The organism is Rhodocyclaceae bacterium, from assembly GCA_020248265.1.
GTDB lineage: Bacteria > Pseudomonadota > Gammaproteobacteria > Burkholderiales > CAIKXV01 > CAIKXV01.
The window spans coordinates 534,848-549,282 of sequence record JADCHX010000002.1; the positions used below are offsets into that span (position 1 = coordinate 534,848).

15 protein-coding genes are annotated in these 14,435 nt (G+C 68.6%); 6 read left to right on the plus strand and 9 right to left on the minus strand.

Features of this window, described 5'->3' with window-relative positions; translation table 11 throughout:
• Positions 1-16 precede the first annotated feature (16 nt).
• The 4 genes from ING98_03325 to ING98_03340 all read left to right on the plus strand — a co-directional run bounded on the left by ING98_03325 (position 17) and on the right by ING98_03340 (position 4,235).
• A complete protein-coding gene (locus tag ING98_03325) occupies positions 17-1,030 on the plus strand; it encodes a tripartite tricarboxylate transporter substrate binding protein (protein MCA3100879.1) in 1,014 nt (337 codons plus the stop codon).
• An 89-nt stretch (positions 1,031-1,119) separates the two neighbouring features.
• Positions 1,120-2,094 carry a tripartite tricarboxylate transporter substrate binding protein gene (locus tag ING98_03330; protein MCA3100880.1) on the plus strand — a complete coding sequence of 325 codons (975 nt, stop codon included), beginning with the start codon at positions 1,120-1,122 and terminating at the stop codon, positions 2,092-2,094.
• A complete protein-coding gene (locus ING98_03335) occupies positions 2,091-3,077 on the plus strand; it encodes a tripartite tricarboxylate transporter substrate binding protein (GenBank protein MCA3100881.1) in 987 nt (328 codons plus the stop codon). The genes ING98_03330 and ING98_03335 overlap by 4 nt, the downstream gene beginning before the upstream one ends.
• 129 nt (positions 3,078-3,206) lie before the next feature.
• The gene (locus ING98_03340; GenBank protein MCA3100882.1) at positions 3,207-4,235 is read left to right on the plus strand and encodes a c-type cytochrome; all 1,029 of its coding nucleotides are present in this window, start codon (positions 3,207-3,209) and stop codon (positions 4,233-4,235) included.
• Positions 4,236-4,253: 18 nt separating this feature from the next.
• Here the strand turns inward: ING98_03340 and ING98_03345 are convergent, their stop codons facing one another.
• The gene (locus tag ING98_03345) at positions 4,254-5,159 is read right to left on the minus strand and encodes a LysE family translocator (GenBank protein ID MCA3100883.1); all 906 of its coding nucleotides are present in this window, start codon (positions 5,157-5,159) and stop codon (positions 4,254-4,256) included.
• Here ING98_03345 and ING98_03350 point away from each other — a divergent pair.
• Positions 5,158-6,015 (plus strand): alpha/beta hydrolase, encoded by an 858-nt coding sequence (locus ING98_03350; GenBank protein MCA3100884.1) that lies wholly within the window; start codon positions 5,158-5,160, stop codon positions 6,013-6,015. The two genes, ING98_03345 and ING98_03350, sit on opposite strands and share 2 nt — an antisense overlap.
• Before the next feature lie 15 nt (positions 6,016-6,030).
• On the opposite strand, the gene ING98_03355 is transcribed toward ING98_03350, so the two are convergent.
• From ING98_03355 to ING98_03370, 4 genes are all read right to left on the minus strand, one after another.
• Entirely contained in the window at positions 6,031-6,786 is a 756-nt protein-coding gene (locus ING98_03355) for an MBL fold metallo-hydrolase (GenBank protein ID MCA3100885.1), read from the minus strand.
• A 47-nt stretch (positions 6,787-6,833) separates the two neighbouring features.
• Positions 6,834-7,337, minus strand: a complete 504-nt coding sequence (locus ING98_03360; protein ID MCA3100886.1) for a DUF3617 family protein — start codon at positions 7,335-7,337, stop codon at positions 6,834-6,836.
• A 48-nt stretch (positions 7,338-7,385) separates the two neighbouring features.
• Positions 7,386-8,372, minus strand: coding sequence for an amidohydrolase (locus ING98_03365; GenBank protein MCA3100887.1), 987 nt, complete (start codon positions 8,370-8,372; stop codon positions 7,386-7,388).
• 93 nt (positions 8,373-8,465) lie between these two features.
• The gene (locus tag ING98_03370) at positions 8,466-9,458 is read right to left on the minus strand and encodes an amidohydrolase (GenBank protein MCA3100888.1); all 993 of its coding nucleotides are present in this window, start codon (positions 9,456-9,458) and stop codon (positions 8,466-8,468) included.
• 146 nt (positions 9,459-9,604) lie between these two features.
• On the opposite strand from ING98_03370, the gene ING98_03375 reads away from it, so the two are divergent.
• Entirely contained in the window at positions 9,605-10,543 is a 939-nt protein-coding gene (locus tag ING98_03375) for a 3-hydroxyacyl-CoA dehydrogenase (protein ID MCA3100889.1), read from the plus strand.
• Between the two features lie 82 nt (positions 10,544-10,625).
• On the opposite strand, the gene ING98_03380 is transcribed toward ING98_03375, so the two are convergent.
• The 4 genes from ING98_03380 to ING98_03395 all read right to left on the minus strand — a co-directional run bounded on the left by ING98_03380 (position 10,626) and on the right by ING98_03395 (position 14,237).
• Positions 10,626-10,976, minus strand: a complete 351-nt coding sequence (locus tag ING98_03380) for a RidA family protein (GenBank protein ID MCA3100890.1) — start codon at positions 10,974-10,976, stop codon at positions 10,626-10,628.
• 60 nt (positions 10,977-11,036) lie between these two features.
• Positions 11,037-12,314 (minus strand): cytochrome c, encoded by a 1,278-nt coding sequence (locus ING98_03385; GenBank protein ID MCA3100891.1) that lies wholly within the window; start codon positions 12,312-12,314, stop codon positions 11,037-11,039.
• A 47-nt stretch (positions 12,315-12,361) separates the two neighbouring features.
• Complete coding sequence (locus ING98_03390) at positions 12,362-12,970, minus strand: cytochrome c4 (protein ID MCA3100892.1); 609 nt, start codon at positions 12,968-12,970, stop codon at positions 12,362-12,364.
• A gap of 112 nt (positions 12,971-13,082) precedes the next feature.
• Positions 13,083-14,237, minus strand: coding sequence for a serine protease (locus ING98_03395; protein ID MCA3100893.1), 1,155 nt, complete (start codon positions 14,235-14,237; stop codon positions 13,083-13,085).
• Positions 14,238-14,435 lie beyond the last annotated feature (198 nt).

A 14,435-nucleotide genomic window follows, 5' to 3' on the forward strand; every position in this document is an offset into this window, starting at 1 on the left:
GGCCTGCCCTTACCCGATGCCCCGACCGTTTCCAGAACCGCGGCCCGAATGCAGTTCCCGCCTGCTGCTGCGCCCTGGCCGCGCCGCCTGTGCGGCGCTGCTCCTCGCCGCCGCAGGGCATGCGTCAGCGTCCTACCCTGAACGCCCGCTGCGCTTCGTCATCCCGTTCCCGGCCGGCGGCGTGTCGGACATCATCGGCCGCTCGATCGCGGCGCGCCTGGGTGAATCGCTGAAGCAGACGGTGATCGTCGACAACCGGGTCGGCGCTGGCGGCACCATCGGCGCAGACGTGGTGTCGAAGGCGACGCCGGACGGCTACACCCTGCTGCTGGGCAGCCTGTCCACCCATGCGATCGCACCGCACGTGTTCCGCAAGCTGCCCTACGACCCGGTCACCGGCTTCGCGCCGGTCGGCACGGTGGTGGTGGCACCGAACCTCGTCGGTGCCAGCGTGAAGCTCGACGTGCGTTCGGTGAAGGACGTGATCGCGCTGGCAAAGGCGAAGCCGGGCAGCCTGAGCTATGCCTCGTCTGGCATCGGTGCGGTGTTCCACCTGTCGGGCGAACTGTTCAACCTGCTGGCCGGCATCGACACCGTGCATGTGCCGTTCAAGGGACTGGCCGCGGCCTACCCCGAGGTGGCCTCCGGGCAGATCGGGCTGGTCTACGACAGCGTGATCTCGGCGATGCCGCACATCAAGGCCGGGCGCGTCCGGCCGCTGGCGATGCTCGGCGCCCGCCGCAGTGCGCTGCTGCCCGACGTGCCGACGATGGCCGAGGCCGGCGTGCCCGGCTACGACGTGACGTTCTGGCAGGCGCTGTTCGCGCCGCCTGCCACGCCTGCGCCGCTGGTCGCGCGCATCAACGACGAGGTGAATCGCAGCCTGACGCTGCCGGAGGTGCGCGAGACCTTCGCCGCCCAGGGAGCCGAGGTGTTCCCGGGCAGCCCGACCCGGCTGGCGGCGCTGCTGAAGAGCGACATCGCACTGATGGGCAGGCTGGTCCGCCAGGCCAGGGTGCAGCCTGACTGAACCGCAGCACGGCGCCGCGGTGCATCCGCGGCGCACTCGACGATGGACACCAGGAGCAACCAACCGTGAAATCCAGGAATCATCCCGCAATGGCATCGAGCGCACTGATCGGCCGCCTCGCCGGCCTGGCGCTGGCGGCCGCCCTCCCGCATGCGTCCGCGCAGGATTTCCCGACCCGGCCGGTGCGCCTCGTCGTGCCGTTCGGTGCCGGCGGTGTGTCCGACATCATCGGCCGCACCCTGGCCGGCCGGATGCAGGAGAGCCTGGGGCAGCCGATCATCATCGACAACCGCGGCGGTGCCGGCGGCTCGATCGGCAGCGACATCGTCGCCAAGGCGCAGCCCGATGGCCACACCATCCTGCTTGGCAGCAACGGCACGCATGCCATCGTGCCCTACCTCTACAAGAAGCTGCCGTACGACCCGCTGAAGGACTTCACGCCGATCGGCATGGTCGCGATCACCCCGACCGTGCTGGCGGTGAACCCCGAACTGCCGGTGAAGTCGATCAAGGAACTGATCGCCTACGGCAAGGCGAAACCGGGCGCACTGTCGTTCGGCTCATCCGGCATCGGCAGCACGTCGCACCTGGCTGGCGAGATGCTCGGTGCACTCGGCGGCGTGTCGCTCACCCACGTGCCGTACAAGAGCGCATCGGCGGCCTATCCCGACGTGTTCGGTGGCCGGGTGCCGATGATCTTCGACAGCGTGCTGTCGATGACCCCGCACCTGAAGGCCGGCAAGCTGCGCCCGCTGGCGGTCACCACGCCGAAGCGGGTGGCTACCCTGCCCGACCTGCCGACGATGGCCGAAGCCGGGCTGCCCGGCTATGCGATCACGCTGTGGATCGCGGTGTTCGGGCCAGCCGGCATGCCGCCTGCGGTCACCGCGCGCCTGAACAAGGAGATCAACCGCGTGCTGATGCTGCCCGAGGTACGCGACCAGATGGCCGCACAGGGCTCGGAGGTTGCGCCCGGCGCGCCGGCCGACCTGCTGGCCGCAGTGAAGACAGACCTGAAGCGGATGGGCGAGATCGTCAAGACCGCGAAGATCCAGCCCGAATGAAGTCCACTGACCTCTTCGCAGTCGCTTTCACTTTCGGTGTCGCGGTCGCCGCGACGCTGTCCCCCGTGCTCGCACATGCGCAGGCCGATACCTTCCCCAACCGGCCGCTCCGCTTCATCGTGCCGTTCGCACCGGCCGGCGTGTCGGACATCGTCGCGCGCACCATCGGCGCCCGCCTCCAGGAGACGCTCGGCCAGCCGGTGATGTTCGACAATCGCGGCGGTGCCGGCGGCACCATCGGCACGGACCTTGTCGCCAGGGCGAACCCGGACGGTCACACGATCAGCATCGGCAACCTTTCCACGCACACCATCGCGCCGAGCGTGTATCGCAAGCTGCCCTACGATCCGCTGAAGGACTTTTCGCCGATCAGCATGGTCGCCACCGCGCCGAACGTGATGGCTGCTACCGCCGCACTGCCGGTCAAGTCGCTGAAGGACGTGATCGCGCTGTCGAAGACGCGTTCATTGTCATTCGCGTCCTCCGGCGTGGGTACGGTGTTCCACCTGGCGGGTGAGATGGTCAACACCATGGCCGGCATCGACATGGTCCATGTCCCCTACAAGGGCGTCGCTGCGGCCTACCCCGAGGTGATCGCGGGAAGCGTGCCGCTGATCTTCGACAGCCTGATTTCCGCCTCGGGCCACATCAAGGCCGGCCGCATCCGGCCGCTGGCGCAGACCGGCAGTGTCCGCTCGCCGGTGCTGCCCGACGTACCGACGATGGTCGAGGCCGGCCTGCCGGGCTTCGAACTGAATTTCTGGATCGGCATCTTCGCGCCCGCGAACACGCCTGCCTCCGTCGTTGGGCGCCTCAACACCGATACGCGCAGGGCATTGAATACGACGGAGGTGCGCGAGCAGTTCGCCGCCCAGGGCGCCGACGTGGTCGGCACCTCGCCGAAGGAACTGCAGGAACTGATCCGCAGCGGCATCCCGCGGATGGCAAAGCTGGTCAAGGCGGCGCGTATCGAGCCCGAGTGACGCTCGAGGTTGCACGCGGGACCGGAAAAGTAGTAGCTTCAGCACATATCGTATAGCCCCGCAAGAGGGTTCCCGGTGCAGGTCGGCGCCCGCCGCCCACCGGCTGCGAATGCCTGAGCGGGGAGAATAATGGCCGATCATCCGGTGTCCCAATCGTTCTCGCGCAGCAGGCCGGTTCGTGTGTTCGCCGCCGCCGTCCTCGTCTCGCTGGTGATCGCGGCCTGCGCGACCGGCGGCGGACGCAACGACCGCCTGTCACAGCTGCCGCCCCCGCCAAGCCCCGAGAACAATCCGACGACTCCGGCCAAGGTTGCACTCGGCAAGCAGTTGTTCTTCGACAGCCGGCTTTCCGGCAGCGGCCAGAACAGCTGCGAGTCCTGCCATTACCGCGACCTGGGATGGACCGATGCGAACCCGCTGTCGCGCCGGGACGATGGCGCGCTCAACACCCGGCACACGCCGACGCTGTACAACGTTGCCTACCTGAAGAGCTGGTACTGGGATGGCCGTTCGGCGACGCTGGAAGCACAGATCCTGGCGGCCTGGCGTAACCAGATGAGCGGCGACCCGGTCAAGGTGGCGGCGCAGCTGGCCAGCATTCCCGCCTACGCCGCGCAGTTCAGGCAGGTGTTCGATGCCGCACCCTCGGGCGACACCATCGTGCAAGCGCTCGCCGCGTATCTGCGCACCAAGAACAGCGGCGATTCCACCTGGGACCGGCACGAGAAGGGCGAACCCGCCGCCGTGTCGGCCGATGCAATCGCGGGCTTCAACGTGTTCATGGGCAAGGGCCGCTGCGCCGTCTGCCATACTCCGCCGCTCTACTCGGACAGCAGCTTCCACAACACCGGCCTCGAGGCTGGCAAGGCCAAGCCTGACCCCGGCCGCTTCGGAGTGACCAAGCAGCCGCAGGACATGTCGGCGTTCAAGACACCGACACTGCGCTCGGTTGCGATCTCCGGGCCCTACTTCCATGACGGCAGCGTGAGTTCGCTGGAGGCCGCGGTGCGCTACATGGCCAGTGGTGGCCGCGCCGATCCGAACAAGTCGCCGCTGTTGATCGATACCCAGTTGACCGACACGGAAGTGCGGCAGGTGGTGGCGTTCCTCCGTACGCTGACCAGCCATGAGCCGCTGGTGCGACCGGCGCTCCCGTAGCGCAGCGCCGCCGCAGCTTCAACCGGCCGGGCGTGGCTCGAACGCGATGCGCAGGGCCAGTGCCATCAGCACGCCGCCCATCACCCAGCGCTGCGCCGCCAGCCACGCCGGGTTGCGGGCGAACCAGCGCGCAATCGCTGCGGCCGTGCAGATCATCCAGACATCGAACAGTATGCTGATGACGATCTGCACTCCGCCCAGCGCGACCGACTGCAGCAGCACCGACCCGCGAGCCGGATCGACGAACTGCGGGAACAGCGCCAGGTAGAACATCGCGACCTTCGGGTTGAGCAGGTTGGTCAGGAAGCCCTTCACGAACAGCGCCCGCGGCGACTCCGCCGGCAAGGCGCGCGGCTCGAGCGGCGAGCGGGCGCCGGGCCGCACCGTGTCCCAGGCCATCCACAGGAGGTAGAGCGCGCCGGCGAACTTCACCGCATCGAAGGCGACCGGCACCGCGACCAGCAGCGCCGACAGGCCGACCGCCGCGCACAGCATGTGCACGACGAACCCGGCCAGCACGCCGGCCAGCGAGACCATGCCGGCCGCGCGCCCCTGGCAGATCGCCCGCGACAGCAGGTAGAGCATGTTCGGGCCGGGCGTCACCACCAGCACGACGCAGGCGGCGACGAACAGCAGCAGGTCGGGCAGCGGGATGGCAGGGATGGCTGGGATGGCGATCACGGGGATGGACACAGGCGACAGCCACGATACCCTACCGTGTCGCCGCGATGAAGCCGGCCGACGTACCCAGGGAGGAACACCGATGACCGCACCCGACACCCGCCGCCGCGTCGCCCTCGGAACGATGCTGGGCGCGCCGCTGGCACTGGCTGCCGCCGGTTCCAGCCTGCCGTCGAGCGCCGCGGCCGCCGAGGCCGCCACTGGCGCGAAGGCGCCGCGCGCCCGTGGCCCCGAGGTGTACATGGGCCTGGACCAGCGCGAACTCGACGACGCCTACGACCAGCGGGTCTGGGCGCCGAACCGCGACACGGTGACGCGGCGCATGGACAATACCTGCGACGAGGCACGCCGGCGCCTGGGCGAGCCGCTGCGCCGCGCCTACGGCGACAAGCCGGTCGAGGGCCTCGACCTCTTCCGCACCGACCGCCCGAACGCACCGATCCAGCTCTACATCCACGGCGGCGCCTGGCGCAGCAACACCGCACGCGACCATGCCTACCCGGCCGAGACGGTGGTTCGTGCCGGCGCGCACTTCATCGCGATCGACTTCGACAACGTGAACGGCACCGGCGGCAGCCTGTTTCCGATGGTCGACCAGGTGCGCCGCGCGATCGCATGGACATACCGCAATGCGAAGGGCTTCGGCGGCGACCCGGACCGGCTGTACGTGTCCGGCCGCTCCTCGGGCTCGCACCTGGGCGCCTGCGCGGCGATCACCGACTGGCAGGCCTTCGGCCTGCCCGCCGATGCAGTGAAGGGCTATGTACTCCAGAGCGGCATGTACGACCTGCGCGGCCCGCGGCTGTCACAGCGCAGCAGCTACGTGAAGTTCACCGACGCGATGGAACACGAGCTGTCGCCGCAGCGCCACCTCGCCCGCATCGGTGCGCCGCTGGTGGTGCTCTGGGGATCGGACGACTCGCCCGAGTTCCAGCGCCAGGGGCGGGACTTCACCGCGGCACTGCAGAAGGCCGGCAGGCCGGCACAGGGCATCCTGTGCACCGGCTACAACCACTACGAGATGGCCGAGAGCTTCGCCAACCCGTACGGGCCGGTCGGCCGCGCAGCGCTCGAACAGATGAAGCTCGCTCGCGCCTGAAGCGCGTCGCCCGGCCTATGCTTCGAGCCGGAACACGGTCGTCGTCTCGAGGTCTTCGCCGAACCAGGCGATGATCCGTGCATCGCGCTTGCCCAGGTACTCGGTGCGCCCGTCGACCTGGATCATCGGCACGTCGTGACCCGGCACCAGCACGCTGCCCTTCTTCTTCTGCCAGTAGCCCCAGATAGACTCGATCGAGGCCGCCGACTGCGCGGCGTTGAAGGTCATGTCGGTGCCGCGCGAGAGCATCTCGGCACGGTTCTTCGCGGCATCGCCGGTGAACACGATGTCGCGTTCGCGGCCGTGCAGCACGTAGACCATGCAGCCGGGCGTATGGCCGGGCGCGAGATGCGCGGTCATGCCGGGGAACACGGTGTCGCCGTCGGCTGCGGTGGCGAGCGTCGGCCAGGTCTTCAGCGCACGCACGTACAGCTCCGGCACCGGCGACTCGCCCCAGGGCTGCTCCGCTGCCCAGCCGAGTTCGTCCGCACCGATCACGATGCGCGCATTCGGGAACAGCGTGAAGTTCACCGAGTGGTCGTAGTGCGAATGGGTCAGGATCACGTCGGTGACATCGGCCGGCTTCACGCCATGGTCGGCCAGCCGCTCGCGCAGCAGGCGGCGCATGCCGAAGGACCCGGTATCGACCAGCGCCACGCGGCCTTCACCGCGGATCAGCACCACCGAACTCCAGCCCATGCCACCGTGGCAGACCGCCTTGCCGGGGAATCCCTGGACGACGATCTCGATGTCGTAATTGTCGAATTTCATGCCAGTTCCGTTCTTCCGTTCGAATATCCCTGCATGTGCCGCAAGGGTCAGGGAGAGGCGGGCTTGCAGTCGCCGAGCCGCTTGCCGCTCAGTTCGTTGTTCATCTGCATCGACTTGCCGTCCGCGCCGGTCATTACCAACGATGACTGCATCGCGTAGCTGTCGGCGGTGAGCGTGACCGATCCGTCGCCGGCCATCTTCACGCGGCCGGTGCATTCGAGCTTCCAGCGGGTGGTGCTGCCCTGGGTGCGCTGGTCGAACACCTTGCACTGCTCGGAGCCCGGCGGCCGGCTGGCCCTGGCCTGCAGGTCCTGTATCTCCTGGGCGCTGATGCATTTCTTGAGCACGATCGGCGGCATCGGCTTGGCTCCGGGAACGTCCGCGCGGACGGTCATCTCCCACAGGCCTTCGCGGAAGTTGCCGGCGATCGGCGGCACGGCGGCCTCGGCCGGCACGGCCGCCGTGGCCAGCAGCCACAGTACGCCTGCGCCCGCGGCAACCACCGCAGCCCGTACCGCGCACATCGGGGGAACTTCGCCTGTCCTGCTCATCGTCGGGCTCCTGTGGCATCGCCGCATCGGGTCGTCGCGTCCGAACGTTCAGCCAAGCAGCGCCATCGCGCTGCGTCCGTGGATCCATTCCCGTTCCTCGTCGCTCAGGCGCGGAACCCGCTCGAGGCTGGCGATCGGATCGAAATCGGCCATGTCGAACGGGCAGTCGGTGCCGATCACGACACGGTCGGCACCCATCGTGTCGATCAGGTGCCGCACCGACTGCGGCAGGTGCGCCAGCGAGTCGTACCAGAAACGGCGCCGGTACTCGGTCGGGGGGTGCGCGATGTGCTGCTGCGCCTCGGCGCGCACCTCGAAGCCATGGTCGAAGCGGCCGATCTGGTAGGGCACGAAGCCGCCGGCATGGGGCAGCACGATCTTCAGGCCCGGGCAGTCGTCGAGTGCGCCACTGAAGATGAGGTGCGCCACCATGATCGTGGTGTCGAGCGGATAGCCGATGAAATTGCGCAGGTAGTAGTCGTCCATGCCGCCCTTCGCCACGCACTGGTAGGGATGCGTGAAGAGCGACATGCCGAGCTGCTCGATGGTGCGCAGCACCGGACGGAACTTCATCGAAGCCAGCAGTTCGCCCTCGATCGAGGTGCCGGTCTCGACCATCCGGAAGCCGTATTCCTTCTTCGTGCGTTCGAGCTCCGCGATCGCCGCATCGGGATCCTGCATCGGCAGCGTCGCCATCCCCTGCAGCCGGGACGGATGGCTGGCGACCATCTGCGCGATGCCCTCGTTCACCAGCTGCGCTGCCGCCAGGCCGGCGTCGGCCGGCAGCCAGTAGCAATAGGCGGGCGGCCCGGCGGAGATGACCGATACGTCGAGGCCGAGCCGGTCCATCTTCTCGACCTTCGCATCGGCATCGTGGAACGCGACATCGAGCGGTACCGCGTGGCTGCCGCGCACGATGAAGCGCCGCTCGCCGCGCTGCTCCACGGTCGCATGGAAGCGCGCCGGATCGGCCTCGATGGCGTCGAGGAACGGCTGCGGGATCACATGGGAATGCAGGTCGATGCGCTGCGCCATCGGGATGGGTCCGGTCGTGAGTGTCGCCCGCATTATCCCCGGATCGGCGCGGTGCCGGCGCGTACGGCGCTCGACCGTACGCGCCGGCCTTCGTCAGCCGGACTCGCCGAGCAGCGTGTATGCCGTCCTGCAGCAGATCTGCTCACGCTCCTGCGGCGTGAGCCGGGGCACCGCGTCGAGGTTGGCGATCGGCGTCTCGTCGCCCATGTCGTACGGCGAGTCGGTCCCGAGCACGCAATGGTCGGCGCCGACGCTGTCGATCAGGTGCCGGGTCGACTGCGGGTTGTGGGTCAGGCAGTCGAAGTAGAACTTCTTGAAGTGGTCGACCGGCGAGGTGGTCGACAGCGCACGCGCTTCCGGGCGCACCGAGTGGCCGTGGCGGAAGCGGCCGATCTGGTAGGGCACGTAGCCGCCACCGTGCGCGAGCAGGAAGCGCAGCTTCGGCACCTCGTCGAGGGCGCCACTGAACATCATGTTGGCGGTGAAGATGGTGGTCTCGAGCGGGTTGCCGATCATGTTGATCAGGTAGTACTTGTCGAGGCCCATGTCGGTGCACCACCAGTTCGGATGCACGAACACGAACACGCCGAGCTGCTCGGCGGTCTTGAACAGCGGCCGGTACTTCGGATCGGCCAGCTGCTGGTTGTTCACCATCGCCTGCATCTCGACCGCCTTGAACTTGTACTCGCGTACCGCGCGCTCGAGTTCGGCGATCGACGCATCGACGTCCTGCAGCGGCAGGCTCGCCATGCCGCGCAGCCGGTCGGGCCGCTTCGCCACCATCGCGGCAATGCCGTCGTTGTGCAGCTTTGCGATCTTCAGGCCGATCTCCGGCTTCGTCCAGTAATAGAACGTCGGCGGCGCAGCCGAGATCATCGAGATGTCGATGCCCTTCTTCTCCATCGCCTCGACCTTGGCGTCGGCGTCGTAGTACTCCGGCACCAGCGGGAAGCTGTTCTCCTTGCGCACCACGCGGCGCTTGTCGCCCTCGCCTTCGATGCGGGTCTCGAAGGTCGCCTGGTCGGCGATTACGGCATCGATGACCCCCTGCGGGATCACGTGGTTGTGCAGGTCGATTCGTTTCATCGAAGCTCCATCGGTATCGGTACGGTCGGTGCCGGGGTTCGCATGCAGGCCGGCGAGCGCGGAGTATAAGGGGCCGGCCCGCGCAGCCGTGCCAGTTTATACTGGCCACAGGCATACCCGAACCGCAAGCCGGAGGAGCAATACCAATGAGCAACACCCACCAAACGATGCTGGTCGTCGGCGGCGGCATCATGGGCGCAGGCATCGCCACGTCCTTCGCGTCGGCCGGCTGGACCGTGCACGTGATGAGCCCGTCGAAGAAGACCCGCGACGGCCTGCCCGCCAGCATCCGCACCGGCCTGTCGAAGCTGCAGGTCGACGAGTCGCTGGCCGACAAGGTCGGCATCCACGAATCGCTCGATACGGTGCCCTGGCCTGCGCTCGCGCTGGTCGTCGAATCGGTGACCGAAGACCTGCCGCTGAAACAGCGGCTGTTCCCCGACATCGCGGCGCGCAGCACGCCGCAGACCATCCTCGCCACCAACACGTCCAGCTTCCCGATCGGCGACATCGCGAAGGCGGTGCCGGAAGCCGACCGCGCACGCGTCGCCGGCCTGCACTACTTCATGCCGGCGCACCTGGTGCCGCTGGTCGAGATCGTGCGTTCCGAATTCACGGCCGACTGGGTCGTCGACCGGCTCGAGGGCTGGATGCGCGATGCGCGCAAGGCACCGATCCGGGTGAACAAGGACATCTGCGGCTTCATCGGCAACCGCCTGCAGGCGGCGCTGATCCGCGAGGCGCTCTACCTCGTGGAATCGGGCGTGACCACCGCGCAGGGCATCGACGACGCGGTGCGCTTCGGTTTCGGCTTCCGCTTCCTCGCCTGCGGCCCCATGAAGCAGAAAGAGTTCTCGGGCTGGGACACCAATCTCGCGGCCGGAAACGTGATCTACCCGACGCTGTGCAACAACGCGAAGCACGGGGACATGCTGCACGGGATGGTTGCCGCCGGCCACATCGGCATGAAGACGAAGCAGGGCTTCTGGGAATACACCGACGAGAAGATCGCGGCCGAGAAGGCCGCGTACGAGAAGAAGCTGCGCCAGGCATTCGAACTGCTGCAGTCGGAACTCGGCGGCTGAATCCCGGGCCGGATCTCGCGCCCGATCGCAGCGCGTAACGCGGATACCGACGGCGCGGTACCCGCGTTGCGTCCCGCGGCGATTACTTCGCCGCGATGACCATGATCTCGATCAGGGTCGTCGGGTTGCCGAGGCCGACCTGCACGGTCGCGCGCGAGGGCAGGTTGTTCGGATCGACCCAGGCGAGCCAGGCCTCGTCCATGCCGGGCTTGTTGCGCATGTCGGAGATGTAGCAGGTGGCGGAAAGGATCTTCGACTTGTTCGTGCCACAGAGCGCGAGCGCACGGTCGATGTCGGCCAGCACCTGTTCGGTCTGCCCCTTGGTGTCGAGGGTCTCGTCGGATGCGACCATGCCGGCGAGATAGCACACGCCGTTGTACTCGACGGCGTCGCTGAGTTTCGGGCCGGAAGGATGACGGACGATCGTGCTCATGGGTGGACTCCTTGGTTGGCGGAACGGCGGAGCTTAGCGAGTGCATCCGGCGTGCGCAAATCAGCGGTAGCGCAGCACCTCGGTCAACCCGACCGGAGAGGCCTGGTTGCCCCAGGAGGTGCGCACATGCGTCACCACCGCCGCCACCTGCTCGTCGGTCAGCAGGTGCGAGAACGGCGGCATGCCGTAGGGCCTCGGGTTGCCGCTGGTGGAGGGCAGGAACCCGCCCGACAGCACCACGCGGATCACGTTCGCCGGATTGGCCATCAGCAGGGCCCGGTTGCCGGCCAGCGGCGGAAATGTACCCGTGCTGCCGCGGCCGTCGTCGCCATGGCAGTCCGCACAATGATCGGCGTAGATCGCCGCACCCAGGCTGGCGATGCGCGGTGCGACCGGCGCCGGGGCCGGTGCCGCTGCTGACGGTACCGGTGCCGGTGCCGCAGGCAGCGAACGCAGGAACGTGGCCATCGCCGCCAGGTCTTCGCGCGACAGATGCTGCGTGCTGCGATGGACGACCTCCGCCATCGGCCCGAGCACCGACGCGTGGCCGTTGACGCCGTCGCGCAGCAGCCGCACGACGTCCTGCTCCGACCATCGGGCCACGCCGCCCTCGGTGTCGGAGGCGAGCGACGGGGCATACCAGCGCTGCATCGGCACGAGGCCGCCCGACCACTCGAGCGCGGTGTCGGTCGCGCCCCAGGCATTGCGCGGCGCGTGGCAGGCGCTGCAGTGGCCCAGCCCGCGGACGAGGTAGGCACCCCGGTTCCATCCCGCGTCGCGCGCTGGATCGTCGCGCCACGGCTCGGGCCGGAAATACAGGGCGCGCCAGACCGCAAGTGCTGCCTGCGAGTCGTACGGAAAGCGCAATGCATGCGACGGATTGGGCTGCTCGACCGGCGGCAACGTGCGCAGGAACGCGAAGATCGCATCGGCATCGGCGCGGGTGATGCGGGTGTAGTGAGCGTACGGAAACGCCGGATAGAGCAGCCGCCCATCCCTGGAGCGCCCGTTGTGGAGCGCGCGCCAGAAATGCGAGGCGTTCCAGTCGCCCAGCCCGGTCGCGGGATCGGGCGTGAGATTGCCGGCATACACCACGCCGAACGGGGTCTCGATGCCACGGCCACCCGCCCACTCGGCACCACCGCGTGCGGTATGGCAGCCGGCGCAGTTGCCGGCACGCGCAAGGTAGGCGCCGCGTTCGACCAGGGCAGCCTGCGCGACCCGGTCGACCTGCGGTGCCACCCCGGGCTCGACCGGGTCCTCGCCGCGCAGGTTCAACGCCACGACCAGTGCAGCGGCCGTCCCGGCCAGCGCCAGCAGGCCGGTGACCACACGCAGCCACAGTGCAAGCCTGCCAGCCCGTCGGTGACCATCGATGACACGGCTCACGGAATGCTCCCGCACCGCAGCGGCAGTGGTGCGGCCGGCGCGCCTGCAGGCCGCCCCCCCGACGGCACCGGCTGCGCAGACAGCCACGCGGCGGCAGCCGCGACATCCTCGCCGGTCATGCGGGACGCGATCTGCGCCATGCAGTCGGGCTCGGCCGCGCGCCGCTGTTTCGACTGCCACGCCCCGACCTGCCCGGCGATGTAGTCGCGCGGCAGACCCAGCAGGCCCGGCATTGCCGGCAGCACGCCGGTCAGCGCTTCGCCATGGCACGCCGTGCAGGCCGGCAACCGGCGCGCCGGATCGCCTTCACGGACCAGCCGTTCGCCGCGGGCGAGTTGCGCGGCATCGACCTTCGCAGCTGCCGGCGGGGGATAAGGCAGCGCCTGACGTGAAAACCAGGTCGCGATCTCCAGCAGGTAGGCGTCGGACAGATGCTGCACCAGGTAGCCCATCGCCGCATTGGAACGGCGTCCTTCCCGGAAGTGGAGCAGCTGGTTGTACAGATAGCCTGCAGGCTTGCCGGCGATCCTCGGGAAGTAGCCCTCTGCGGTGGCCCGCCCCTCCTGGCCATGGCAGGGTGTGCAGGCCTGCATCCGGCGTGCCATCGGATCGCGCGCGGCTGCCGTGTCCTGCGCCAGGGCAACCGGCACGCATGCTGGCAGCGCGCACGCAAACACGACCCGCGCCAGCCATCGGCGCAGCGCAGCCCCCGCGACCCTAGAGTGTCGGCTGGCCCCGGAAGTGGTCGTACCGGTCCATCGATTCGATGCCCAGTTCGAGCATACGGTTTCCCTGTAGCACACGCAGCGGCACCTTCACCCCGGGCTTGCCATAGGCCCAGAGCCGTTGGTAGAGATCGGCCTGGCCGGCGAGTTCCTGGCCGGCCAGTGCGGTGATGATATCGCCCCGACGCAATCCTGCCTTCTGCGCGGGGCTTTCCGGAGTCACCCGGGTGACGACGATACGCCCCTGCACTTCCTGGGTGTGCACGCCGAGCCAGGGACGGGCATCGGAGCGCCGGCCGTTCGCGATCAGGTCGCCGAGGATCGGCCGCAGTGCGTTGATCGGGATGAACATGTTGCCCGGGAAGTTCGCCCTCGGCTGCACCGCATCGGCAACGAACAGCGAGCCGATGCCGAGCAGGCGCCCATCGCGGCCGATCAGCGCCGCACCGGCGAAATCGCCGCGCGGCGGCGCAGTGAAGATCGCATCGTCGAGGATGTACTCCCAGTAGCCGGTGAAGGTCCGGCGCGACGCCACGTAGGCCACGTCAGCCGCCACCGCACTGGCGACCAGCACCGCTTCGGTCGCCTCGAGGGCAGCGGAGTCGCCAAGTTCCACCGGCCGCACCGCGAGCGGCGTGCTGGTGCGGATCAGCGCGAGGCCGGTCGGCTGGTCGAAGGCAACCAGCGACGCCGGCACGCTCTTGCCCTCGCCGGTGAAGACCTCGATCCGCGAAGCCTCGACCACGATGTAGCCGATGGTGAGGATGAGGCCGCTGCTGTCGATCACCACCCCGGTGCCTTCGCGGTCGGGACCGAGCAGTTCCATCGAAGTGGCATCGCGCAATGCCTTCATTCGGATACGGACCACTGCGCCCACCGCCTCGCGCAGCCGGGCGGCTGCCGCGGACGCATCGGCGGAGACGGCGGCAGCCGGTTCCGCGGGCGGCGACTTGCCTTGCGCCCGCGCCTGCGGCACCCCTGTGGGCATCGCCACGACGAGCGCCAGCAGCACGCCGGTGAACAGGCGTCCGATGCGCACCGCTACCGGAGACGGGACCCACGCCGTGAGCCGACACCGACCTCCCGGTATGGTCTCGGCATCGAGACTGCGGCCTGGGCTGCGTGGCGGCGGCAATGCGTCATCCATCGGGGCTCTCCACGGCAGTTGCAAACGACCGGAGTGTGACACGAAGCCCGCCCTCCGCCGATGAGCTGCCCTCTGTTCCAGCCAAAGCCGGCGCGTCATATCCTTATTCGATTTCATGCGTTCCAACCGGCGCTCCGAGCCGCGATAATGCGCACCCCAGCCGTGCAGCCATGGCTGGGCCGGAGCCCGCCCGCATTG